The organism is Natrinema gari JCM 14663, from assembly GCF_000337175.1.
Classification (GTDB): Archaea; Halobacteriota; Halobacteria; order Halobacteriales; family Natrialbaceae; genus Natrinema; species Natrinema gari.
This window is the reverse complement of the sequence record NZ_AOIJ01000038.1, coordinates 1-24,134: the sequence shown is the minus strand read 5'-3', so window position 1 is coordinate 24,134 and position 24,134 is coordinate 1. Positions and strand designations below refer to the sequence as shown.

Below are 24,134 nucleotides of genomic sequence, written 5' to 3'. Positions count from 1 at the left end.
ATTATCAGTATTAAGAATAGGGGTCAAAATCGCCGATACATGGCGACGGTCATCGTGACTGCCGTGTTCGGTTCGGAAAGAACGATACCGACTGCGTCGTCACAGCGTCGCCTCTCGGCGGAGCCGGTGCAGGCTCGAGAGCCACGAAACGAGCGGCTCAAGGCGCTGTGTCGAGAGAGTCGGTCGGCGTCGTAATCAAACCGCGTTACTCGCGCTCGCGTTCGGTCGTCCGCATCGTGATCTCGCCGTCCGCCCGGATCGTGCCGTCGACCTCCGCGTCGGGGCCGAGCTCGAGGTCCGCACAGGAGACGTCACCGAGGACGCGGGCATCGTGGTCGATGACGACATCGCCGTTGCGGGTCGTCACGTCGCCGTGGATACGGGTGGTTTCTCCCACGGAGACATCGCCGCGCGCCCGGAGACTCCCGAAGATGTTGCAATCCGCACCGATATCGATCGTCTCGGCACGGACGTTCCCGTGGAGTCGACAGTCATCGCCGATCGTCGCGGGCGTCGAGACGCGCCAGGCGTCGTCGCCGACGGTCGCGTTCCGGGGGATGACCAGCGGCTCCGTGTCGGGGTCGCCGTCCTCCTCGTCGACGATTTCGGAAACGAGCCGCTGGGCAGCATCTTCCTCGCCGAGCAAGAGGAGGTGTTTGAGGTAAACGAACAGGAAGACGATCGTCGGCATCGGGTTCCGGATGACGATCCAGCCGTTGGCTTCGAACCCGTCCTCGATCTCGACGTCGTCGCCGATGTCGAGGTCCCCGGCGACTTTCAGTCGGCCGCCGATGTGGACGCGTTCGCCGATGTACGCGTCCTCGCCGACCAGGACGGTCTCGGCAACGTCACACCACATGTCGAGCCGACAGTCGCCCTCGGCCTCGATCCCGCCGCCGAACTCGGCCGATTCGCCGGCCAGCACGTTCCGACCGCGAACGCCGAACTCGACGCTCGAGCGCCCGCCGACGAGGACATCCCCGTCGGTAACGAGGTCGCGTTCCTGGGCTTCCGTGCCGTCGGGGACGACGAGTTCGTCGAGCGGATCCCTGCTGAAGGCCACACTCGGGCTCAAAGGGAGTACCGCCTAATAAACCTCGCGCGTCGTCAGTCGTCCGTCGGACGCCCGTCCGTCGCCGTCGGCGCTCGCATCGCATCAGTCATCGATCACAGTCGCCTCGCTTTTAGTATCCCACTGCGTACGTCCGACCATGACAACGCTCGCATTCGACGACGAGGGCGTCGACGTCGTCTACGAAGGCACCGAGTTCCGCCTCGAGCAGGCCCTCATCGAGGACGCGACCGACAAGTCCTACTACGACGTGACCGACCACGAGGTCCTCCAGATCGTCGCCGAACAGCCGAATCTCCAGGGAGAACCCCGACGGATCGGTGACATCCTCGACTGAGCCGCCCTGCGGGAGCCGAGACGGTCGCCGTCGGGGTTCGGGCGACCGGCTCAGTAGACGACGTGCAGGAGGCCGAAGACGACGATCCCGAGCGAAAAGGAAAGCAGCCACAGCGTCGCCGCGACGCGGCCGACGCGGGCGTGGCTCGTTTCGGGTAGCTCCGCGATCGGGCGGGAGAGCACGAGCAAGAGCACGTAGTAGAGCAGGGGAATACAGACGATCGCGAGGAGGATATGGATCGCCAGCAGCGGCAGGTAGACGAACTGATAGACCGGGTCGGGCCCGTGGAACGGCTGCGGGCCGCCGGTCACGGTCAGCCGGTAGAGATAGAGGGCGAGGAAGGCCACGAACAGCCCGAACGAGGTGACCATCGCGACGCGGTGGCGTTCGATATCGTCGCGCCGGATCGCCCGCCAGCCGAGCGTAATCGTGCCGATCGCAGCCGCGCTGAGCACGGCGTTAACGAGCGGGATCGTCTCGATAACCCACGCCGGAGCCGCCGGCACGCTCGTGGAGGGGATCCGTCCCCCTGCAGCAGCGAAGACGACCGCTAGCGAGACGACGCTCAAGACGGCAGTGAGGAGACGCACGCGCTCTCGAGGGACGTATTCCATGGCTGTTCGTTCGAGCGGAACGGGAAAGGGGTTACCGTCTCTGACCGACTGCCGATAGCAATCGAGTGAAACCGCTCCCTAACCGCAACGGCTGACGGATTATTGTTATCCTAAGATCATATGGGAGTTCTATTCGCTGCCGGCTGACGAAGCCACCGTTCGGCGCTACGTCGACGACCGCTGGCTTCCGTATCACCGCGAACTCGAGGCAATCGTCGACGCCCACGCCCTCGCCGACACAGGCGCTATGGACCTCGTTGCGGCGGAAGTCGAGTTCCGACTCGAGCGCCTCGAGATGGGAGAACATCGAGCGTTTATCGCCGTCGGATGATGAGGCCTGTCGACAGCTCGTAAACCGTCCGTTTGGGGTATCCTAATCGGCAATCACAGCAACTCGATAGCGTGTACCGATCGACAGGGCTATCGCTCGTCGGTGTAGTTCTGAAAGGATTATGCGTGGGTGATGTCCTCGGAGGGAGATCACCTGCATCGAAGTGGTGGACATTGTCCACCGATGCGATGCGTGGGACCGGATTCGAACCGGCGGACCCCTACGGGACAGCGCCCTCAACGCTGCGCCGTTGGCCTGGCTTGGCTACCCACGCTCGCGGTCTCTGTCTGCACTCATTCGTATCCAGTGTGATTATAAAAGCCCTTTCCTTTAGGTCGGCGACTGCGGCCGGCTCCCACGGGAACCGGACCCGCGAGTGCCCGTCACTCCCGTCGCTCGTCCGCCGGTGGGCGACGGACGCTGTCCCGTCGACGCTCCGTCGGCCCGTCCGAGCGGCCGCCGCTTCGCGAGAGACACAAAGGTTTCAATACTCGAGGGGAATCGTCGGCTGATGTCGCTGTGGTCGGTTCGAACGCGTGCGCTCATTGGGGCGATCGTGGCCAGCGGCGCGGTCGCCGCGGGCGCGCTCGTCTCGCCGTCGACGATCATCGGGACCGTCGATGCCGTTGCGGCGGACCCGGTCCTGTTCGGCCTCCTCGTCGCCGGCCTCTACCTCGTGCGCCCCCTCCTCGCGTGGCCGACGACGCCGCTCGCGGTCGTCGTCGGCTACGGCGTCGGCGTCCCCGTCGGCGTCCCCATCGCGCTCTGTGGCGTCGTGGTGACCGTCTTCCCTGTCTTCGTCGCGGCGCGCTGGCTGGCCGCCGGCGCGGCCGGCGAGGACGCCGACATGGCCCTCCTCGAGCGAGCCGGCGCGGCCGTCGCGCGCTATTACGAGACGGCGGGCCCGCTGCGCGGCGTCACCGCCTCCCGGTTGGCACCGATTCCCTCTGACGTCGCGACGTGTGCCGCGGCGGTCAGCGGCGTCGGGTATCGCCAGTTAGTGCTCGGGACGGTGATCGGCGAACTCCCGTGGACGATCGCCGCGGTCGTCGTCGGTGCCTCGGCGGCGACGGTCACCGCGGGCGGGCTCGAGGAAGTCGGCGTGACGCTCTCGCTTGCCTGTGCCGCCGCTGCCGTCCTCCTCCTTGCCGGGCCCGCGTACCGCCGGATTCGAACGGCGAGCCGGTCGCCGACGGACGGCTAACGACGCCGCGTACTCGTCACCGCCAGCCGCTCGGACGGGACTCGAGAGCGGGCGCTCAGCGGAAGGGATCGCTGCAATCGATGATGACCCCGTGCTGGGGACAGACGTACTTGCAGTGGCGCTTGTACATCGCCGCATCGCAGTGTGGACAGCGCGGGCCGGCGGCCGTCCGGTCGCTCGAGCCGTCCGTCTCGACGCCACCGTCCGCTCCCCGCCCGCCGTCGGCAGTCATACGACGGCGTTCGCGGCGACCGATGCTAAGTGTGGCGTCTCAACGAGTCGTCGCATGCGACCCGAACGAAAACACGAACGAGAAACACGGCGTCAAAACGGCCTCAGTCAGCGCTCAGCACTCGCTCCAGCCACAGGATTCGCACGTCTTGCAGCCTTCGGAGAAGTACAGCGTCATCGAGCCACAGTCCGGGCACTCCGGCGACTCGCCGGCGTCGATGAGGTCCTGGGTCGTGTCGTCGGCGTCCGCGGGCGCACCGCCCTGCGTGGCGGCCGCGCCGCCGTCGGTCTGGGGCCCGTCGTAGTCGGCGATTTCGGCGTCAGCCGACTCCTCGAGCGTCTGCTGTTTCGGGTACGGTTTGTCGATCTCGCCGTCAAGGTAGCGGCGCATCGCGGTGCCGATGGCGTCCGGGATGGACTGGATCTGTTCGCCCTTGTCCCAGGCGACTTTCGGCGACCGGGTTCCGCAGAGCTCGTCGACGATCTCCTCGGGATCGACGCCCGAGCGCAGCGAGGTCGAGATGACCTTCGCCAGCGCCTCGGTAAAGGAGTTCGTAAAGCCACCCGAGTGGCCGATGTTCGCGAACAGTTCGAACGGCTGGCCGGTCTCGGGGTCCTCATTGATCGTCACGTAGATCTTCCCGTAGCCGGTGTCGATGCGCTGGCTGACACCCTGTAAGGCGTCCGGCCGCTCGCGCTTTTCGGTGAAGTCGATCTCGACCGGCTGGCGATCGTCGTCGGCCAGCGAGCCGACGTCCGCGTCGAGAACGTCCCCGACTTCGTCGCTCTCGAGGAAGGCCTCGAGACCGCCGAAGATCTCGTCGATCTGCTCGACTAAGGCCTGTGCGGCCTCGGTTTCGTCGGCGAAGTCGGCGTTGTCCGCGCGGGTCGTCAGCACTTGCTTGCTGCGGGTGCCGTCGCGGTAGTAGGTGACGCCCTTGCCGCCGTGTTCGTAGATGTACTCGAACACGTCTTTGGCGTCCGCGAGCGTAGAGTCGTTTGGCGCGTTGACCGTCTTCGAGATCGCGGAATCGACACCTTCCTGACAGGCGACCTGGATGCCGGCGTGCTCTTTGGCCGAGAGATCGCCGGTCGTGACGAACAGTTCGCCGATGGCGTCGGGCACCGTCGACAGCCCCTCGACCCCGTCGAACTGGTTGGTCGCCATCTGCTCTTTGGCCTCTTCCTTGACCGCGTCGACGTCGATGTCGTTGTCCTCGAGAACGCGGAGGAAGTAGTCGTCGAACTCGACTAACATCTCGTCGCCCTGGACGTCGTCGGAGACGTTCTTGTAGTAGGCGACGTTGTAGATCGGCTCACAGCCGCCGGTAGTGTTGCCGACCATCGAGGTCGTGCCGGTCGGCGCGATGGTGGTCGTGTTGTGGTTCCGGATGGCGAATCCGTCCGCCCAGTCGTCGGCATCGAGACCCGTTTGCTTCTCGAACCACTCGCGGTACTCGGTCGGGTTCGCGTACTTGGACTTGTCCCACTCGTCGAAGCTGCCCCGTTCTTCGGCGAGTTCGTGGGAGGTCCACTTCGAGGTGTGGTTGATGTGGCGCATCAGCTGGCGCGCGACCTCGTTTGAGGTCTCGCTGCCGTACTCCATGCCGAGCTGGATGTACAGCTGTGCCAGTCCCATGATCCCTAGGCCGATCTTGCGCATCTCCCGGACCTTCTGCTCGATCTTCTCGACCGGGAAGTCGCTCATCGTGACGACGTTCTCCAAAAAGCGCGTGCCCATCTCGATGCGGCGGTCGAACTCCTCGAAGTCGATCGCCTCCTCGAGGAAGGCGTCGACGGCGGCCTCGAGCGACTCGTACTCGTCGCCGTGGTCGTCGTACCAGACGCGCCAGTCGGGGGCCTCCAGATCCGCAAGCGTCGAGAGGTTGATATGTCCGAGGTTACAGGCCTCGTACTCCTCGAGGGGCTGCTCGCCGCAGGGGTTGGTCGCGAGGATGCGGTGGTCGGGGTGTTTCTCGACGTCGAAGGAGTGCTGTTTGTTGACGCGCTCGAGGTAGATCACGCCGGGTTCGCCGTTCTCGTGGGCACCCTCGACGATGTCGTCCCAGAGTTCCTCGGCCGGGATCGACAGTTCCGCGCCGACCTCGACGTGGTCGCCGAGGCCGAACATCTCGTAGAGTTCTTTCGTCTCCGCCGTGGCGATATGGGGCTCGCCCGTTCGGGGATTGGTGAACGTGAACTCCTCGCCGTTCTTGACGGCGTCCATGAAGTCGTCGGTGATGCCGACGGAGATGTTGAAGTTCGAGAGGTGGCCCTCGACGGCGTTTCGGAGGTGCTTGGGGACTCGGCCCTCGTCGTCGATGAGTTCGCGAGCCTCAGCCAGAGCCTCCTGGAAGGAGGTGTGCGTGTAGTCGTCGGGGTCGTTCAGGCGCAGCGTCTCGGCCAGCGAGACGTCCTTGTTCTTGGCGTGGATGAACTGGATGACGTCGGGATGGGAGACGCGCATGACGCCCATCTGTGCGCCGCGTCGCGCGCCGCCCTGGGCAATCGTCTCGCACATCTGGTCGTACGTGCGCATGAACGTGATCGGACCACTGGCGATGCCGCCGGTCGAGCCGACCGCGTCGCCGTAGGGTCGGAGCCGCCAGAACGCATAGCCCATGCCGCCGCCGCTCTGGAAGACCTGTGCGGCCTCCTTGGCGGTCTGATGGATGTCGTCGATGTCGTCCTCAGGGGAGTCGACGAAACACGCCGAGAGCTGCTGGAGTTCGTCGCCGGCGTTCATCAGGGTCGGCGAGTTCGGCATGAAGTCCAGATTCTCCATCATGCCCTGGAACTCGTCGGCGACCGACTCGACGTGGTCGCGAATCTCGTCGGGGAGTTCGGGGACGACGGTGTCGTAGGCGAACTTGTTGACGTTGTAGATAGACAGCGTGGTTTCGGCGTCGCCTTCGGTGGTGGTGCCCGCGCCGAACACTTCGGCGGCGAGTTCGTCCCGTCGCGGGTGGTCGGGCTTGAGCTGGTCGGGCGTGACCGTGATTTCGCGGTCACGGTTTTTGGCTTCGTAGACGGCTTCAGCCAGCGCGATGTTCTTGCCGACGCGGTCGAAGAGATCTTCCTGGTCCTCGATGAGATCGCCGTCGGCGTTCTTGCGGAGATAGCGGGCCGGTAGAATGTTGTGATAGGCGTTGGCGGTCAATCGCTCCTCGAGAGTCTCCCCATCGGAGCGTTTGATCGGGAGAGTGAGATCCGCCGCGGAAAGTTCGGCATCGCTCATGTGTGGGCCACCCCGGCGCTATACCGCTTCCGCGCGTCGATTCTGGCGTGAGTCGGATTCCGTGCGCACATCATTCGTGACGAAGGTTCGGTATTCATGCATCCATCATAAAACGTGGTGTTGTTGTCCTACTTTTCTTGTAGTAGTACAAATGTGGTTTCAGAGATATCTCTATAACCTATCGTGATCCACTCTCCCACGACCGCCGAAACGGCCGCCTGTGTGGTCAACAATAGCTACGTCGCGGACCGTCTTAACGATTTTCAGACCGGACTGAAAGTGACTGTAACCGACGAGATGGGGTCGCAGTCCCGTGATTTTTTCTTTCGCCAATGGGTTCTCGAGAGTCAGTCGTCGCTGCGGATCAGTCACGATATCCAGAAAGGTTACGTCCCTGGGGCGTGGCCACTGGCGTATGTTCGATGCACTAACGTCGGCACCACCGATCCTGCTGGTGTTGGCCCTACTTGCCGCCTTCGCGGTCGCCGTCATCGCGCTCCGAATCGCGATCAAACTCGCCGTTCGAGTCGGTATCGTCGCCGCAGTCGTCCTCGCGGCCCTCTATGCGGTCGGGCAACTCGAGTTGCTCCCCGGCGTCTAACGAGACCGGCGCGGCTGGTGACCGATTTCCGGCGCGGGGGACGACGCCGCGCCGGACCCACTGCTTTTCTCCCCGTCTCGAGGACGACCCGAAGAGGGTCGCGTCAGACCCGCGCGAGGAAGTTCTCGATCACGTCGTGGCCGTTGGCCGTGAGGACGCTCTCGGGATGGAACTGTACGCACTCGAGGGGGAACGACTCGTGGCGGACGCCCATGACGAGCGTCTCGTCCCCGTGTTCGGCAGTCGCCGAAATCGTGAAACAATCCGGCACTGCAGTCGCGACGAGCGAGTGATAGCGGCCCGCCCGAAAGCCCTGCTCGAGGCCCGCGAAGACCCCCTCGCCGTCGTGGTCGACCGCGGAGGCCTTCCCGTGGATCGGGGCCGGCGCGCGGCCGACGGTCCCGCCGTACTCGTAGACGGCGGCCTCGAGGCCGAGGCAGATTCCGAGCGTCGGTAGCTCGGGCGAGAGGGTCCGCAGTACGTCCATGGTCACGCCGACATCGCGGTCGTTCTTCGGGTGGCCAGGGCCGGGACTGATGACGATCGCGTCGGGATCGACGGCGCGGATGTCCGCGAGCGACGCGGTGTTTTTCAACACCACGGTCTCGGTGCCGGCCTGCTGACTGACGTACTCGACGAGGTTGTACGTGAACGAATCGTAGTTGTCGACGAACAGCACTGTGATCGGGTCCGCGTCGCTGTGCTCATCCGCCGCCGCGTCCGTGTCGCGATCGGGCCTCGCAGTGCTCATCGGCTCACCTCTGCCGTCGCGTCGGTGTCGTCGTCCGCCGTCTGCTCCGCGGCCGGACGTTCGATCTTCTCGAGAGCCGCAAGGACGCCACCCATCTTCTGTTCGGTCTCCTCGTACTCCGCGGTGGGGTCGCTGTCCGCGACCAGTCCCGCGCCGGCCTGGACCGTGATCCGATCCCGTGAGCCGTCGTCCTCAACGGTTGCAGTCCGGATGACGATCGCGAAATCCGTATCGCCGGTCCACGAGTAGTAGCCCACGCCACCACCGTAGAGCCCCCGCGGGTCGGACTCCAGGTCGTCGATGATCTCCATCGCCCGGATCTTGGGAGCTCCCGAGAGCGTTCCCGCGGGGAAGGCGGCTCGAGTCGCGTCGAACCCGTCCGAGTCGTCGGCCACCGTCCCGGTCACGGTCGACTCGATGTGCTGGACGTGGCTGTACTTGAGGACGTTCATGAACTCGTCGACGTGGACCGATCCCGGCTCCGAAACACGGCGCACGTCGTTGCGCGCGAGATCGACCAGCATCGTGTGTTCGGCGCGTTCCTTCCCGTCGGCCAGCATCTCACCCGCCAGTCGACGGTCCTCGACGGGACTCGAGCCCCGATCACAGGTGCCCGCGATCGGGTTCGACATGACTTCACGGCCGCGCACCGAGATCAGGGTCTCGGGGCTGGCCCCGACGACGGTGAGATCGTCGTGGTCGAGCAGGTACATGTACGGCGACGGGTTCACGTCCCGCATCGCCTCGTAGAAGCCCATGGGATCGATGTCGCCGTAGAGCTCTCGCGTTCTAGAGATGACGCCCTGGTAGATATCCCCATCGAGGACGTGTTCTTTCGCCCGCCGGACGCTCTCCTCGTATTCCGCTTTCGGTCCGGCACGCTCGCCTTCGCGGGTGAAGCCGTTGGTCCGGGGCTCGTCGGCCTCGCGCAGCGTCGCCGCGACAGCGGCGGCTTCCGTTTCGAGCGCGTCGTACACGTCGTCCGGGTCGTCGTCAGCCTCGATGACCGGCGTACAGACCAGCGAGACTGTCCCATCGCGCTCGTCGAAGGTGAGCGTCTTCGTCGTCAGCAGGAACTGCGCGTCGGGGAACCGCGAGTCGGGCCGCTCACAGCCGACTTCCTCGAGCCAGAGGTCGTAGACGGCGTCGTAGGCGAGGAAGCCGACGAGTCCGCCGTCCAGATGCTGGCGGTCGTGGTCGGGCGCGTTCTCGAGGCGGACGTCCGGCATCGCGGCTCGAAGCGCGTCGACGGTGTCGCCCTCGGCGTCCGTCCGAATCGACTCGAGGGGCGCGTCGTCGGACAGTGCGTCGACGGTGGCCGTGCCGGATTCGACCGTCACGACGGCCTCGGGATCGTACCCGACGTAGGAGTATCGCGCGTGCCGTTCGGCCCCCGCAGCGCTGGGTCGGAACGCCCCATCCGGATCGCTCGAGGCGGTCTTCTCCGCGCTCTCGAGCAGGAAGGCGTACGGCGACCGCTCGCGATCGGTCGCCTCGGAGCGACCGGTGAGCGCGGCGTAGGCGGCCAGCGGTGTCGTCTCGATCCCGAGCGTCGCGACGGCGTGGACGACGACGGGTCGATCCGTCCGGTCCGCGCTCGTGCCCGCGTAGTCGCGGAAGGTTTCGCGATCGATGTCGAACGCGGGCCGGTCGGCCGGCATCGAGACGGAGTCGTGTCCGGTCACGGTTACGGCTCCGCCGGTCTGCGGGCGTTTTTGGCGCGATCGACGAACGTTCGGACGGCCTCGGCGTCTTTGACCCCGCCACGTTTTTCCACGCCGCTCGCGACGTCGACCGCGAACGGATCGACCGTGCGGACCGCATCGTCGACGTTGTCGGGCGTCAAGCCGCCCGCGAGGATCAGCGGCGACTCGAGGTCGGCGGCAGCCAGCCGGGTCCGGTCCCAGTCGTGGGTCCGCCCGGTGCCGCCACCCCCGTCCTCGCCCGGCGTGTCGACGATGAGGCCGTCGACGATGTCGTCGTAGGCCGCCGCGGTCGCCGCGTCGTCGGCGTCGACCGCGAGCAGAAGGTCCGCCTCGAGGGTCGCGCGCAGGGACGCGAGGTCGCCGGTCCGGATGTCGCTGTGGATCTGAATCGCGTCGGGTTCGATCGTCTCGACCAGTTCGATCGCTTCCTCGGGGCCGGCCGGCATCGTCACGAGGACGCTCGTCACGAACGGCGGGGTGGCCGCTGCGAGCGCCGCAGCCCGTTCGATCGAGACCTCACGGGGCGTGTCGACCGAAACATCACAGATGATCCCGACCGCGTCCGCGCCCGCCTCGATCGCGGCCTCGAGATCGGCGTCGCTGGTCAGACCGCAGATCTTGACCCGCGTCATTGTCCCCCCGCCCGTGCCGTCGCGCCGCGGAGTCGCTCGAGTTTGCGGGCCGCCGCGCCGGAGTCGATCGCCTCCCGGGCCACGTCGACGCCGGCCTCGAGCGAGTCGGCCTCGCCGGCGACGTAGATCGCCGCGCCGGCGTTCGCGAGGATGACTTCGCGTTTCGCGCCGGTCACGTCACCCGCGACGATGCCGCGCATGTCCTCAGCGTTGTCCGCCGGCGAGCCGCCGGCAATGGCCGTAATGTCGTGTTCCTCGAGCCCGAGATCGGCCGGCTCGAGCGCGTATTCCTCGACGGAATCGCTGTCGACCTCCGCAACGACCGTCTCGCCGTGAATTGCGATCTCATCGGTTCCTGAACCGTGGACGACCAGCGCGCGCTCGATGGCCATGCGAGCGAGGGCGTCCGCGAGCACGGGGACGAGGGCCGGGTCGTAGACGCCGACGACCTGTGCATCCGCCCCGGCGGGGTTCGTGAGCGGCCCGAGGACGTTGAAGACCGTCCGCATGCCCAGTTCCTTGCGCGGGCCGATGACCGCCTTCATCGCCGGGTGGAACACCGGCGCGAGCATGAAACCGATGCCATCGTCCTCGATGGCGTCCTCGACGGCCGGCGGTTCAGCTTCGACGTTCACGCCGACTTCCGCTAAGACGTCCGCGCTGCCCGACGAGGAGGACACGGAGTAGTTGCCGTGCTTGGCGACCGGGACGCCCGCACCGGCCGCGACGATCGCGCTCGTCGTCGAGACGTTGATCGTATCGTACTCGTCACCGCCGGTGCCACAGGTATCGACTAACGGCTCCCGGTCGGGCGAGATCGTTCTGGCCGCGTCGCGCATCCCTTCAGCAAAGCCCGCGATCTCGGCTTCCGTTTCCCCTTTCGCGCGCAGCGCCGCCAGCAACGCGCCGATCTGTGCCTCCGTCGCACCCTCGAAAACGGCCGCCGAGGCCGCTCGAGCGTCCGATTGCGTGAGATCCGCCCCGTCCGTGACTCGTTCGACGTATTCCTTCATAGTGCACACCAATGTACGTAGTTGTCTTGTAATGCCCAAATCAGTACATCATCTTAAGCGTATCGACCGGGTGCGTGGTTCCGACTCCCGTACGGCGGCCGATTCGAAACCTTCAACTGGTGTGGGGAGCAACGAACGAGTGCAGTCAGAAAGCGTGGCGACGCAGGCCACGGATGAAAGCCAAACCAGGGTTGGTGGTCTAGTCTGGTTACGACACCTCCTTGACATGGAGGAGGCCGGCAGTTCAAATCTGCTCCAACCCACTTCTTCCGAACTAACGCGACGAACGGAGCGGTGCGTTCGTTTTTAGCGCTCGTCCCCGATTCTCCGCCCGCGAGCGAGTGCGTGAGTCACGAGAGCGGGTACGGACGGGTTCGAATGGGGGCCAGCCCTGCTGTGATCCCGATCGGTGTTACTCGTGATTGAAGAGACTCCCGAAGACGAGAAGCACCGCAGTGACCAGGACGAGGACGAGGACGAGTTCCGAGAGGACTTGTACCATCCACGGTCCGACGTTGCCGAGCCGAATGAACCCGGCCGCGAGCACCACGATATTCGTCCCGAGAAGCAGGTTCGTCGTTTTCCGACGCTCGGCCCACTCACGTGTGTCGTCCGATGACATTGCGACTTAGTGTTCAATGTAGTCTCATCACTGTTCCGATGGACAGGACCCCGCCGTCGGATCGGTCCCGCGGACTCGAGCGGCGCGAGCCGGGACAGCGTCCGCATCGGCCAGTTATCTCGAGAAGAGTCGCGCGAGCCGACCGAACAGTCCGGGACTCTCGTCCTCGTCGTTCGTCTCGGTGTCCGCGTCCCGGTCGACCGAGCCGGCGAGCGGGCCAGCATCGTCGGGCACCGCTGTCTCGGTCTCGGTCCCGCCGCGGTGGCTCGTCTCGAGGTCGTCCATCGACAGGTCGACGTCGTCGATCTCGGGCGTCGATGCCCGCCCGTCGCCGGCTTCGGATGCGCGGACGTCCGCCCCGGTGACCGTTCCCTCTTCGACGCGAGCGGCGAGGTCCTCGAGCGAGGCGTCGTCGGGGAGCGACGACGCGGCCGCGTCGACCGTCGCGGCGTCGGTGGCGTTCGAGCCCTCGTCCGACCCACCGTCGGCGGGGTCCGCTTCGGCGGTCGGCTCCGGCGTCGAGTGGTCGCTGTCGTCGCTCGTCGGCTCGTCGGCCGTGGGCGTCCCGTCTTCGTCGGCCACGGTGGTGACGGACTCGCTCGAGACGCTCGTCGTGACGGCCGCGTCGGCCGACGCCGCCGATTCCGACGGCGTCGAATCCAGCGACTCGAGGATGTCGTCGACGCTCTCCTCGGAGACGACGCGCTGGGGACCGCCGCCGGGTTCGGAGCTGCCCGTCGAATCGGTCTCGTCGGCCGCGCCGGCGTCGTCGGTCGCGGTGGAGGTCGATTGCTCGTCGCTCATCGTGATGGTCTGTCGCTGCTGGGGACATAATCCTTCCCCCAGGGCACGGCGGTACTGTTCAGCGGAGAGGAAACTGGCAGAAACTCCGTGGGTCTCTCTGCTAGAAATCAGCCACCTCAGCGGGATCGTGACGAGGTGGCCGTCGCTCAACGGCTGAAACCGAGCCTTGACGATAGCCGCCAGAATTCAGTTCCACACCTCGAGCGGAGCGAGACGGCGTCGTCCCCGAGGCCGCGTTAATCGGCGAGCGGCGGTTGGACGCGGACGACGTTGAGGACGGCACCGACGAGAATGATGATGCCGGCGAAGTACAGCCAGGTGACGAACAGGAGGACGGCCCCGACGGCCCCGTAAGCCTCGTACTGGGCGGCGTTCGACGCGTACAGCTGAAATCCGAACTGGAGGATCGTCCAGCCGACGGCCGCGAAGAGCGCGCCCGGGAGCACCTCGCGGAGGGTGACCGGGATCGGCGGGAGGACGTAGTAGATCGGAAGGAAGACGAAGACGAGCCCCGCCAGTAACGCGACCCAGCCGAGCAGGTCGACGAACGGTACGGTCTCGGGGACGAACTGGAGGGCCGCGCCGATCCCGATCATGAGAGCGAGTGCGACTGCACCGGCGACGATCACGGTGAGCCCGTCCCTGATCTGATCGACGAGGGTGTCCTCGGCGATCTCGTCGTAGACTTTATCGAACGCGAGGCTCAGGCCGCGAAAAACCTTGAGCGCGCCCCAGGTAGCGACGAGGAACGCGACGACGGTCGCCTCGGCACGGCCCGATTCGGTCGTCAATGCGTTGGTGACTAACTGTTCGCCCGACGCCGGGAGGACATCACCGGCGGCGGTGATCAGCCGCTGGGCTGCTTGCTCGCCGCCGATCACCGATCCGACCACGAGCGCGAGCAAGACGAGCGGGATCAGCGAGACGAACGCGTAGTAGGCGAAGCCAGCGGCGAGAAAACTGAGATCGCGGTCGCTCGCCGTCCGATAGATCGCGGTGAGTGTCTCCGGAACCTCCATACGGACCGTACGACGGTCGGGTCTAATAACGTGTACGTGGTTCGCCGTGCCGACAGCCGGTCACCTGTCACGTTGTCGCCGTCTCCGGAACCGCTCGAGGCGGTGTGTCCGACCGCCGGTCACCATTCGCGACAGAAGTTCTGGCCCGCGTAGACGGAGCCGTCCTCGGCGATGTAGACGCCGACGCCAGCGCGATCCCAGCGGGGCGTCTCGCCCGCTTCGAGGATCGCGTGCCGGTGATCCGTGGAGTTCATCCACTGATCGACCAGCCCGTTCGCGAGGGCTTCGGCGGTCTGATAGCGGACGACATCGTTGCTGTCGGGTCGCTGGACGCGCCGATCGACCCACGTCATGGCGATATTCTCGCCGTACCCGCGGCAGTAGCTGTCGACGTCCTCGAACCGGTCGTAGGGTCCTTCGCCGTCGGGGTTCGTATGTTCGAAGTACTCGTCGGAGGCCATATCGTACGCGTGGGCGCGGGCGACTGATGCGACCGTCCCGTCCCACTCGAGAGGGGGAAGATCGTGCTCGGCCCGGCGCTCGTTGATTTCGGCGTGGACGAAGTCCTCGACGGTGGGGGATCTGATCGTCTCGATATCGGTCTCGTAACTCGAGTTCCCGGGGTCGTCCGGGTCGGTCACCGCGGGGGTGCGTTCGCCGGCCGGCGGCGGCTCGGAACTGGGCGAGGGGCCGTCCTCGAATCCGAGGCCGTTGATGAGGGTGGGCGCGAACAGCGCTGTTCCGAGCGCGAGCGAGCAGACGAGGGCGACGGCGACGAGAATCGTCGCGACGCCCCGAAGCAGCGCACGGTCAGTGCGCTCCGCCGTATCGGGTGCCGTCGCCGTGGACCGCGGACCGTCCATTAGTTTACGTATCGGTCCCCCGGTACAAGACAGTCACGATCTCTTACATGTCGTGAGACGGTGTGTCCACATGACGAGACGAGCAGGCCCCGTCGGGAACGGAAAACGGGCCGCTCAGCAGTTCGCGGCTCCGTCACCGAAGATCGTCTCGTGAATCCCGATGACGAGTCCGGGGACGACTGCCATGAACAGGTGTTCCTCGAGCGGGATGCCGGCGATGTCGATTCCCGTCCGGAGTTTGATATCGAAGACGCCCACGGCAAGGGTATACCGGTCCCAGACGTAGGCGATCGGGTAGAGCGCGAGGACGGTCACCGCCGCCTTTCGAAGCGCGTTCGCGCGACGCAACAGGAGGGCGGCGACGGTACCCCAGACTACCTCCGTGAGGAGGTAGGTGTAGCGACCGAAGACGCTGATATCGAGCATCGGCCGCCGATTCAACGGCTAGTACAAAAACCCCCTGGGTGATCCCCCATCGATAAAACGGGCAGTACCTTAAATACCTCTGCGACAGTAGCTATCCCTAGAAGGATGAATATCGCTGATATCGCCACCACGGAGTTCATCGAAGTCGACGTCGGCACACGCATGGGGAAGGTCCGTTCGATGTTTGAGAACGGCAACCCCAAGGGAATTATCGTCACCGACGACGGGGAGTACGAGGGCGTCATCAGCGAGCGGGAGATCCTCCAATCCCACGTCGAGGACGACGCCAAGGTCGCGGCACTCACCAAACCGAGTCGAAGCACGCCGTCGCCCAAGGTCGACCGGCAGGAAGACGTCAGAGAGACCGCGCGCGTGCTCGTCGAGAGCAACGCCAAGGTCGCGCCGGTCTTCGAGAACGGCGACCTCTGGGGCGTCATCACCAACGACGCCATTCTCAAGGCGGTCTTGGAGAACCTCGATACGCTGACCGTCGCGGACATCTACACCGCCGATCCGGTCACGCTCACCGAGGACGACGGGGTCGGGAAGGCGATCAACCACCTGCGCGAGTACGGCGTCTCCCGGCTGCCGATCATGAACGAAAACGGCTACCTCTCCGGGGTCGTGACGACCCACGACATCGCCGACTTCGTCATCCGGGAGAACCACACGACGACGACCGGCGATCGGGTCGGCGACACCCAGCGCCTGCTCGACGTGCCGATCTACGACATCATGACGAGTCCCGTCGAGACGACGACGGTCGACGCGACCGCCAAGGAAGCCGTCGAGACGATGCTCGAGAACGATTTCGCGGGGCTGATGGTCACGCCGGCGGACGACGACCGCGTCGTCACCGGCGTCATCACCAAGACGGACGTCCTGCGCGCGCTGACGTTCACCGAGGAGGAACACATGGACGTTCAGATCACGAACATCTCGATGCTCGATACCATCACTCGAGAGTCGATCGTCCAGAGCATCGAAGACGTCGCGGACAAGTACGCCGACATGCAGGTGATGCACGCTCACGTCCGCTTCCACGAGCACAACGAGAAGCTCCGTGGGACGCCGCTCGTGCAGTGTCAGATCCGCCTGCGGACGAACAAGGATCAGGTCGCCGGCACCGGTGAAGGCTACGGCGCGGAGAACTCGTTCCGGGTCGCGCTCGACAAACTCGAGCGCAACGTCTTGGAACTCAAAGGCGTCACCAGCGACGAGGAGTACCGCGGCCAGCTCCTGCGGAAGCTCAACCAGATCTAAGTCGGTACCACCGCGTGCGAACTCGCGGCTCCCCCAGGTTGCGTCTTTTTTGCAGCGACGATCCAAAACCCGAGTCGGAGCGACTGGGGGCCGGTAGGTCGTCGCACTCGCCGATCAGTTCCGGAACGGGGACGAATTGCGATTGCGATCCGACCGCGAATCGCGGCGAGCGAACGCGGTCGAGACATCTCGAACCGCGTGTCAGCCCCGTCGCGTGTCGTCTCCGCCTTCGAGTCCGGTCTCGGTGATCCGGAACTGCGCCGACTCCCCGGCGGGCTTCGAGCGGTGTTTCTCCAGCGTCGCGCGTCGCTTCCCGCCGCGGAAGCGCTCGAGCCGGACGACTGTTCCGGTCCAGTGTTCTAAGGTGTTGCCGCCGAGTCCCTTGGTGCGATCCGAGTCGGGATCGGCGAAGACCTGATTGGTCAGGACGACCGCGAGATCGTGTTTGCGGGCCAGGGAGAGCAAATGCGTCACCTGTCGGGTGACGCTCCGGAGCGCCTCGCCCTCGTCACCGTCTGCGGTGCGCTCGAGACGGTAGAAGCCGGTCGCGCTGTCCACCACGATCAGGTCCGCGCGCTCGGCGAACTCCTCGGCGTCGCGGACGGCTTCGGCCTGTTCCTCGAAGTCCAGTACGTCCTCGATGACGATTCGCGAGGCGACGGCCTCGATATCGTCCGGCTCGGCCCCGTCCCGCGACGATCGGCCGGTGGTGGCCTCGAGCAACTGCTGGAAGCGGTCGACGGACACCCCCTCGGTATCGATATAGACCGCGGTCCCGCCCTCGACGGCCGTTTCCACGGCCGCCGACAGCGCGAGGTTCGTCTTCCCGGCGGCCGGCGGGCCGTACAACTGCGTGACGGTGCCGCGTTCGAACCCCCCACCGAGCAACTCGTCGATCGGGCCACAGCCGGTCGGAATCGCCTCGTCGATCACGGTCCGAGTTGGGATGGGATGCGCAAAAAGGCCCCGGAACGGGCGGCCGCTCGCGGTTCGGGTACGTTTATTCCTCACCGGAGCCAAGTCCGATTCGTGATCGTCGTCGCTACGACGGACTTCGAGGTATACCACGGGGTCGTCAACGAACTCCGCGACCGCGGAACGACGTTTACGACTATCGAACCCGATGCGGCGCTTCCCGAGCAGGCAACCGTCGTCGTCACCGACGCCGACAACGCCGACGCCTTCGCGGACGTCCCGACGATCGTCGCCGACCCCGACGACCCTCGACGGACGGTCGACCGGGCGCTGGCGGCGGTTCGCGGCAACGGCGGCCGGACGGTCATCGGCGTCGATCCGGGAAAGAAACCCGGGATCGCCGTCCTGACCGGCGAGACCATCGTCGCGACGTTTCAGGTCCCCCTCGGCGACGCGGTCGACGTGATCCAACGCGAGGCCGCCGAGGCCCCGTCGCCCGTCGTCCGGATCGGCGACGGCTCCCGCCTCGAGAGCGCGAAACTAGTCAACGAACTCGATACCGTGCAGGTCGAACTCGTCGACGAGACGGGGACGACCCCCTATCTCGGCACGGGTGCGCGGGGGATGGGCGACGTGCTGGCGGCGGTCAACATCGCCCGACTCGAGGGCGAGGTCGTCGACGCACGCGAAATCGAACCGACGGCGGGTGAACTGCAGGTCATCAAGGACCGCTCGCGGGAGCGAAGCGAACACAACCGGGCGATCGACGAGGTGCTCGCTCGGCGTGTCGCCGCCGGCGACCTGACGGTCGACGAAGCCCTCGCCGAACATCGAGACGACGGGGACGGATCGGCGACACCGGACGACCAGGACGAGTCGTAGTCGGGTCCCTACCGGCATCGTGGCCGCACTCACGTCCGTCGGGAACGATGAGACGCACCGCTCCGGTGGCTTCGTGGTGGCGTCGAAAGAAGCGAAAGTTGTCGGTCACTGCGGCCGAACATCGGCCGTGTGACGAACTATGATACCGTTACGCGCCGGCCCAGACGTTCGTCGAGGCGACGGACGTGAGCTGGACGTTCTCGTTTTCCTGAAGGCTGATCTGTGAGCTCCCGGCACTGCCGCCGTCTTCGGCGACCGCGACGGCGGTGTGTTGCTCGTTGATGTTCTCCTGTGTGATGAGTTGGCTCTGCTCGATCGCCGCGCTCGCGGTCTGCTCGGCGTCGTTCGTCTGGTTCGCGGAACCGGCGTAGTCGTACGACGTGCCGGGGTTGTCCTCGCCCGCGTTGCCGTCGACCGTCACGGTCGTACTCGAGGTCCGGGTAACGTCGTCGGTGACGTAGCCGGGGCTCGCGTAGACGTTGATGGCGTCGGCGTAGCCGACCTGTGCGTTGTAGTTTTGCTGGTAGGCGAGCTGAATCGCGGTGGATTCGCTACCGTTCTGTGCGATGGCCAGTGCGGTGTTTTGCAGGTTGATGTTTCGCTGTTCGACCCCCTGTTGCTGGGCGACGCCAGCAGTCGCGACCTGTTCGCCGTCGATCCCGTCTTTCTTGTCTTCCTTGTCCGGTTCGCTGACTTCGGTCTCGGTCGAGAGGATGTCACCGCTGACATCGCCCGCGGTCGCGACGTTCATTCCGGTGGCCGTCGCCATCAGGTTCGAGGCGTCGGCGCTCCCGATCTGTTCGTTAAGGTTGCTCTGGTCGGTGAACTGGATCGCCGTGGCGGTACTGTTCTCGCCGATAGCGATGGCGACTGCACCGCCCTGTTCATTGACGTTCTCCTGAACGACGTCCTGAGACTGCTCGAGCAGCGCGTCAGCGTCCTGTCCTGTACTCGAGCCAGCGCCGTGGTCGCCCGACTTGTCCTTCTTGTGCCCGACCTTGCCGTCACCGAGGTAGACGTTCGAGGCGTTGGCCATCCCCTCCTGGAGGTTCTCGTTTCGCTGGTAGGACTGCTGGAGGGCGGTCGCGTCGCTGTCGTTCATCGCGAAGGCGAAGGCGGTACTCTGGTTGTTGTAGTTGACCTGCCCGACCGTCTGGGACTGGGCGACGCCGGCAACCGCTTCCTGTGTGATCGTCTTGTCGTCGCCCTTCTTGTCCTTGATCCCCCAGCCATCGAACTGTTGGTCGCCGCCGTTGCCGATAATGATGTTGACGTCGCCGACGTTCTCGAACTGGGTTGTCGCGGTCTCGACGCCACCGCTCTCGGTGACCGCCTCGCCGCTCTGGACGTTGTCGTTCTCCTGGTTCGCTTCCTGGATGGCGGTTGCCTCGCCGCCGTCGATCGCGATCGACACCGCAGAGCCTTGCTCGTTGATGTTGACCTGATCGACGTCCTGGTATTGAACGATCTCGGTGTCGGCATTACTCGAGTCGTCCGCGTGCTCGTTGACGTACTCTTCGAGCGACTGCTCGCTCAAATCGGCTCCGAACACGAGATAGAGTTCCTCACCCTGCTCGAGTGCGTGTACCGTTCCGGCATTCAACTCACCCTCTCCGCCTGCGGTCGCAGCCGGCACGCCGGCCGCGACCATCGACAGGGCGATCATACAGGACAGAAAGAGTGTCGTAGCTCGTGAGCGTCTCGTTGTAGTGGTTGTCATTGATCGTGTGATCTGTATCGTGATGGTCTTTCGTTTCTGAGTCTCCGCGATGCAAATCATCCTATCCGCATGAGTCCCTTTGTTATCGACAGGTTGGCAGCAGTATGAAGCGGCCTTCGAATCCATAGGCCGCTGCTTATCCGCGGAAATCGGTGGCTTCTCGAGCGGATACCGGACTATGGTTCCGCAACCAAAATCGTCTTCACGCAGTCACAGGCCGTCGTGGCAGCGCCGAAGCAAACCGACGCGAACGCTCACGATTCGCGGACCGTTTCGGCCGCCGAAGTCGAATATTAGCGCATCGTGGTCGCGTGCCGATCGTTTCACAGGGGCACTGGAGAGACTGAGGCGGTCGAACGCGACGGATCGAAGACGCACGCGGTAGCGTCCTCGAAACGAGGGCAAGTACTCAACTGCCGGCCGCTGAACGATCCGCCCGAACGCTAGCCTCACCAATCAGGTGCTCTAATGCCGCTATTCGGCCCGAAACCGTTTGCCGGGTTCAAATGGGTCCCTGTGATGAGTAGCGACCGGGCAACGCGCCATATCGGAACGCTACCGGGAGGAGGCAGCTTAGTTGCGACCAGCAACAGCGCCGCCAGACGACGAGGCACCTCCGCTATGGATGCGCTCCGGTGTGGTCAGACGCGTGGTGCCCGACTGACACGGTGACCGAATCCACTATGAAACGCGCACTCACGCTCACACTGACGGTAGCATTGATCGGCGGCCTCGCTTTCATGGGGCTCGCCGGAACAGCAGCGGCACAGCCGCAGATCAACCCAGACGTTAATTCCTCCGTGGATATCGATCAGGACTCGAGCGCGACGACTACGATAAACAACGATCAGAGTAACAGCAACTCACAGACCCAGCTCGCATCATCGTACGCCAGTTCGGACACGAGCTACGCGAAGACCGTTGCGTACCAGAGCCAAGACGTCGACCAGAACAACGTCAACGTCGTTGACGACGTGTACACGATCTCCGCGAACCAGGCCAACGACAACGACGCCAATTCGACCGGGATCGACACCGACGTCGACATCGACTTCGACGAACTGCCCCTGTAAAGAGAGCAGCCTCAGTCAGCAACGGCGTCCGTTTTTATTTTTAGCGGCGAGTAGATAGGCTACTCGTTGTATTCGTGCGTTGTGCGTAGTCGTACAGTGCGAAGACACGATCCTCCACGAGCGGACATCTACTCCATCTCTCAGAGCGGTTCACGCAATGGCTGACTATCGTATTCCCTGTCTGCAGCAAGGATCTGCAACTCGGCAGCATATCGACGGGCGAGGTGCGTACACACGTCTGTGTCACTCGTCGGCCTGTATCCGACTCACCGAATCGGTGATGATGCGTTGACAATCCATATTGGCTACTAAAAAGCAGCTACTGGCAGTAGTTTCGGAGAACGCTCGAGCAGGACGATGTAGGGCAGAAGTATGGTTCTGAACGGTATTCAGCCTTCATATGGAACACTGCGGTCGCTATCGAACAGGTGACGCATCGTGAGACGGGCATTCGCGGTAACAGAGCAGAGGAATCGGTGAAGTGATCGAACCGATCCGTGTCCGATCGACGAGCCCGCGTGTACACGGTGCGCTCGCCTGGACGAATACAGAAACCAAACTATGAGACGAACATCCACAGTACTACTGACGCTCGCGTTAATTGGAAGCCTGGCGGTCATGGGCTTTGCAGGGACGGCAGCTGCAGGTGGTGAGGATCACCACGACGACAAACCGACCGGTGATCTGGGAATCGCAGGCGTGAACATCGAGCAGGGGCAAGACGTCTCGCAGGCGAACCAGATCGAGCAGAACGCGCTCCAGTTCGCCGATCAGAACGCGACCGGGGTCGACATTGACTTCGGCGATATAAACGGCGATGATGGCGACAATGGCGATAATGGCAACGGGGCGCTGTTCCAAGGAGAGGTCACAAACTGTGAGTATCCTGACGGTCCGGCGATTAGCAACATCCAGTTCTACGATACGGATGGTAACCTCCTCGTGAAATTCGAATGGACTGGGACCTCGTTCGAACCAGAAGGTGGCGACGCTATGGGAGTCACGATTACCGATGTCGAGTTCAAAGAACCCAACGAACCAAACCTCGTCCGTTGGACATCTGAAGAGCCAATCTCGGAGGTTGTAGTCAAAGCTGGCACAACCGAATGTGACTTCCCGGGTGACACGTCCGCTGAGAGCATGTCCAACAACGGCAATTCCAACGACGACGGTACTACTGATGGTACCTCCATCGAAGGTTCCGTTGGTAACCAGATGCTCAATCAGACACTGGAGCAGTCGGTCGACGCGTCCAACAATAACGGGCAGACCGCCACCGGGTCCGCATTCAGCGGCAAGCTGGCCGCACTCATCGCCGGCTGAGACGGTCGCTCTCCGAACGGTTCCACGCTCGCTTTTTTATGCGCTGTAGTCGAGTCGACCACGCGACCGTATCGACCACGTGACCGGCCCGACTCGAGGCTGAGTGACGGCGACGCCGGAGTTCGTGCTCGCGTTCACGAGAGTCGCATCGAGCCCCGCCGCTCGAGGCGGCATCATTATGGGTTGTTAACAGTAGATATAAGTTCCAACCCATCAAACTGAAAACTGGAAGCTGGTCTCCAGCGACACGGGGGCTGTATCGAAATGCCCCGGGTGCTGTGACCACCCGAGACTCGCTTCCAAACCCGCGAGGGTTTCGAAGCATGATTACGTTAATTCTACCGGGATATAAACGTCCCGCACGACGCCGGAATCGCCCGACGCGATCAGTGTCGACGCCGCTCTCGATCGGGAGGTGCGATCGCGATGTGTAGCGAGGAGACGCGGGATGGCGACGGCCGAGTGGCCGACTCGGCGCTGCTCTCGTGTCCCAGTTGCGGGCAGCCCATTACTGCGCTGACATCGACCGGTCCCCACACCGGCGTCGTCAGGCCCTGTGGCTGTTCGGTCGCGCCCGGGCTGGTCCACCGCGAGACCGACCGCAGCGACGAGTAACCCGGGGCTCGGCGCTCGAGCCCCGGCGGTCAGCCGGCCGGTCGGCGTCGCGAGTCGAACGCACGACCACACCACACCCTGCTGTCGACACCACCACTTCGTCGACGCCACGTGGCGTCGACACCACTCCGCCGCCACGATCGTTCGGCCGGCCGGCTCGCAAACGGGCCTCGAGTCCAGTCCGATCCGAGCGGCGCACTGTCTGCCACGGCAGACCAGCAGTGCACCGCGTGAACGATATTCCAGTGTCTCGAGCGCGGTGGTCGACTGAGACTGACGGGAACGACGCGTCTACCTCTCGTGGCAGGGGGTGCCCACGTTCTCCCCAGCCGATTCGCTCGCTCCTGTCGCTCGCTCATCTACTGTCAGAGTACGCTCTGTCTTCCCCGGGCAGTCGATAGCGCGCGCCACCGCATGCCAGTCCCCAGCCGAGTGAGTCGTAGCCCACCTGCCCGAAGCGATTCGGTGACATCGAGACCACGACCCGGAGCGATAGTGGCCCCATCCGGGCCGCCGGGAGACTCGAGACGGTCTCCCACCGACCGGTCGCGGCCGTCGGTAGGCACACCACGAACCCAGTACGCCACCGGATCGATCCGGTAGTAGACCGGCCGCTGAAACGGAAGGTCGTCGTTAGGGACGCTCGGCAGGACATCAGCGTGTGGATCGCCGCGATCGACCGGCGGGTCCCAATGGCGACGGCGAGACGACGAGTTGCGTCTCGAGCCCTCGCTTCGAATCGGTCGAAAACCGTGATCACGGCGGCCGTCGCCGGGGGTACGTGTTCGGTCAGCCGAGACCCATCCGACTGGCAAGCGGCCAACGCGCTCTCCGTGTTCCTGAATTATGACATTCGTGATATGATCGGTAAAGCTGATA

23 protein-coding genes and 2 tRNA genes are annotated in these 24,134 nt (G+C 64.5%); 9 read left to right on the top strand and 16 right to left on the bottom strand.

Going from position 1 to position 24,134, the window contains the following annotated elements:
- Positions 1-205: 205 nt before the first annotated feature.
- Positions 206-1,063 carry a polymer-forming cytoskeletal protein gene (locus C486_RS04645; RefSeq protein ID WP_008453579.1) on the bottom strand — a complete coding sequence of 286 codons (858 nt, stop codon included), beginning with the start codon at positions 1,061-1,063 and terminating at the stop codon, positions 206-208.
- Between the two features lie 148 nt (positions 1,064-1,211).
- Between C486_RS04645 and C486_RS04640 the strand changes: the two genes are divergently transcribed.
- A complete protein-coding gene (locus C486_RS04640; RefSeq protein ID WP_008453578.1) occupies positions 1,212-1,409 on the top strand; it encodes a DUF5800 family protein in 198 nt (65 codons plus the stop codon).
- A gap of 50 nt (positions 1,410-1,459) precedes the next feature.
- Here C486_RS04640 and C486_RS04635 read toward each other — a convergent pair whose 3' ends face one another.
- Together C486_RS04635 and C486_RS04630 are read right to left on the bottom strand one after the other, a co-directional pair.
- Positions 1,460-2,023 (bottom strand): DUF420 domain-containing protein, encoded by a 564-nt coding sequence (locus tag C486_RS04635; protein ID WP_008453577.1) that lies wholly within the window; start codon positions 2,021-2,023, stop codon positions 1,460-1,462.
- A gap of 520 nt (positions 2,024-2,543) precedes the next feature.
- Positions 2,544-2,628 (bottom strand) — tRNA-Leu (locus C486_RS04630).
- Positions 2,629-2,865: 237 nt separating this feature from the next.
- On the opposite strand from C486_RS04630, the gene C486_RS04625 reads away from it, so the two are divergent.
- A complete protein-coding gene (locus C486_RS04625; protein WP_008453576.1) occupies positions 2,866-3,558 on the top strand; it encodes a VTT domain-containing protein in 693 nt (230 codons plus the stop codon).
- Positions 3,559-3,613: 55 nt separating this feature from the next.
- Here the strand turns inward: C486_RS04625 and C486_RS21555 are convergent, their stop codons facing one another.
- Both C486_RS21555 and C486_RS04620 read right to left on the bottom strand, forming a co-directional pair.
- The gene (locus tag C486_RS21555; protein WP_006186220.1) at positions 3,614-3,790 is read right to left on the bottom strand and encodes an HVO_2523 family zinc finger protein; all 177 of its coding nucleotides are present in this window, start codon (positions 3,788-3,790) and stop codon (positions 3,614-3,616) included.
- 114 nt (positions 3,791-3,904) lie between these two features.
- Positions 3,905-7,027, bottom strand: a complete 3,123-nt coding sequence (locus C486_RS04620; protein ID WP_008453574.1) for an adenosylcobalamin-dependent ribonucleoside-diphosphate reductase — start codon at positions 7,025-7,027, stop codon at positions 3,905-3,907.
- Positions 7,028-7,442: 415 nt separating this feature from the next.
- Here C486_RS04620 and C486_RS04615 point away from each other — a divergent pair, with 415 nt between their 5' ends.
- Positions 7,443-7,628 (top strand): hypothetical protein, encoded by a 186-nt coding sequence (locus tag C486_RS04615; protein WP_008453573.1) that lies wholly within the window; start codon positions 7,443-7,445, stop codon positions 7,626-7,628.
- Positions 7,629-7,731: 103 nt separating this feature from the next.
- Here C486_RS04615 and trpG read toward each other — a convergent pair whose 3' ends face one another.
- The 4 genes from trpG to trpD are packed head-to-tail and all read right to left on the bottom strand — an operon-like array spanning position 7,732 to position 11,730.
- The gene (gene trpG / locus C486_RS04610) at positions 7,732-8,379 is read right to left on the bottom strand and encodes an anthranilate synthase component II (RefSeq protein ID WP_008453571.1); all 648 of its coding nucleotides are present in this window, start codon (positions 8,377-8,379) and stop codon (positions 7,732-7,734) included.
- Complete coding sequence (gene trpE / locus C486_RS04605) at positions 8,376-10,040, bottom strand: anthranilate synthase component I (protein ID WP_049910172.1); 1,665 nt, start codon at positions 10,038-10,040, stop codon at positions 8,376-8,378. Before trpE ends, trpG begins: the two co-directional genes overlap by 4 nt.
- 26 nt (positions 10,041-10,066) lie before the next feature.
- A complete protein-coding gene (locus C486_RS04600) occupies positions 10,067-10,717 on the bottom strand; it encodes a phosphoribosylanthranilate isomerase (RefSeq protein ID WP_008453566.1) in 651 nt (216 codons plus the stop codon).
- Positions 10,714-11,730: an anthranilate phosphoribosyltransferase gene (trpD, locus tag C486_RS04595; RefSeq protein ID WP_008453565.1), complete on the bottom strand. Its 1,017-nt coding sequence runs from the start codon at positions 11,728-11,730 to the stop codon at positions 10,714-10,716. Before trpD ends, C486_RS04600 begins: the two co-directional genes overlap by 4 nt.
- Before the next feature lie 188 nt (positions 11,731-11,918).
- Between trpD and C486_RS04590 the strand changes: the two genes are divergently transcribed.
- Positions 11,919-11,993, top strand: a tRNA-Val gene (locus C486_RS04590).
- A gap of 149 nt (positions 11,994-12,142) precedes the next feature.
- Here the strand turns inward: C486_RS04590 and C486_RS04585 are convergent.
- From C486_RS04585 to C486_RS04565, 5 genes are all read right to left on the bottom strand, one after another.
- On the bottom strand, positions 12,143-12,352 hold the full coding sequence (locus C486_RS04585; RefSeq protein WP_008453563.1) for a hypothetical protein: 210 nt from the start codon (positions 12,350-12,352) through the stop codon (positions 12,143-12,145).
- A 114-nt stretch (positions 12,353-12,466) separates the two neighbouring features.
- A complete protein-coding gene (locus tag C486_RS04580; RefSeq protein WP_008453561.1) occupies positions 12,467-13,156 on the bottom strand; it encodes a hypothetical protein in 690 nt (229 codons plus the stop codon).
- A 236-nt stretch (positions 13,157-13,392) separates the two neighbouring features.
- Complete coding sequence (locus tag C486_RS04575; protein WP_008453559.1) at positions 13,393-14,175, bottom strand: YihY/virulence factor BrkB family protein; 783 nt, start codon at positions 14,173-14,175, stop codon at positions 13,393-13,395.
- 119 nt (positions 14,176-14,294) lie between these two features.
- On the bottom strand, positions 14,295-15,038 hold the full coding sequence (locus C486_RS04570) for a CAP domain-containing protein (protein WP_008453556.1): 744 nt from the start codon (positions 15,036-15,038) through the stop codon (positions 14,295-14,297).
- Positions 15,039-15,152: 114 nt separating this feature from the next.
- On the bottom strand, positions 15,153-15,464 hold the full coding sequence (locus tag C486_RS04565) for a lycopene cyclase domain-containing protein (protein WP_008453553.1): 312 nt from the start codon (positions 15,462-15,464) through the stop codon (positions 15,153-15,155).
- Between the two features lie 105 nt (positions 15,465-15,569).
- On the opposite strand from C486_RS04565, the gene C486_RS04560 reads away from it, so the two are divergent.
- Positions 15,570-16,727: a CBS domain-containing protein gene (locus C486_RS04560; RefSeq protein WP_008453551.1), complete on the top strand. Its 1,158-nt coding sequence runs from the start codon at positions 15,570-15,572 to the stop codon at positions 16,725-16,727.
- Positions 16,728-16,928: 201 nt separating this feature from the next.
- On the opposite strand, the gene radB is transcribed toward C486_RS04560, so the two are convergent.
- Complete coding sequence (radB, locus tag C486_RS04555) at positions 16,929-17,660, bottom strand: DNA repair and recombination protein RadB (protein ID WP_008453550.1); 732 nt, start codon at positions 17,658-17,660, stop codon at positions 16,929-16,931.
- A 96-nt stretch (positions 17,661-17,756) separates the two neighbouring features.
- Between radB and C486_RS04550 the strand changes: the two genes are divergently transcribed.
- Positions 17,757-18,524 carry a hypothetical protein gene (locus tag C486_RS04550; RefSeq protein WP_049910170.1) on the top strand — a complete coding sequence of 256 codons (768 nt, stop codon included), beginning with the start codon at positions 17,757-17,759 and terminating at the stop codon, positions 18,522-18,524.
- A gap of 148 nt (positions 18,525-18,672) precedes the next feature.
- On the opposite strand, the gene C486_RS04545 is transcribed toward C486_RS04550, so the two are convergent.
- Positions 18,673-20,190, bottom strand: a complete 1,518-nt coding sequence (locus C486_RS04545; protein ID WP_008453546.1) for a hypothetical protein — start codon at positions 20,188-20,190, stop codon at positions 18,673-18,675.
- Positions 20,191-20,927: 737 nt separating this feature from the next.
- On the opposite strand from C486_RS04545, the gene C486_RS04540 reads away from it, so the two are divergent.
- From C486_RS04540 to C486_RS04530, 3 genes are all read left to right on the top strand, one after another.
- Positions 20,928-21,317 carry a hypothetical protein gene (locus C486_RS04540; RefSeq protein ID WP_008453545.1) on the top strand — a complete coding sequence of 130 codons (390 nt, stop codon included), beginning with the start codon at positions 20,928-20,930 and terminating at the stop codon, positions 21,315-21,317.
- A 561-nt stretch (positions 21,318-21,878) separates the two neighbouring features.
- A complete protein-coding gene (locus tag C486_RS04535; protein WP_008453542.1) occupies positions 21,879-22,640 on the top strand; it encodes a hypothetical protein in 762 nt (253 codons plus the stop codon).
- Between the two features lie 426 nt (positions 22,641-23,066).
- Entirely contained in the window at positions 23,067-23,255 is a 189-nt protein-coding gene (locus C486_RS04530) for a hypothetical protein (RefSeq protein ID WP_008453540.1), read from the top strand.
- Positions 23,256-24,134 lie beyond the last annotated feature (879 nt).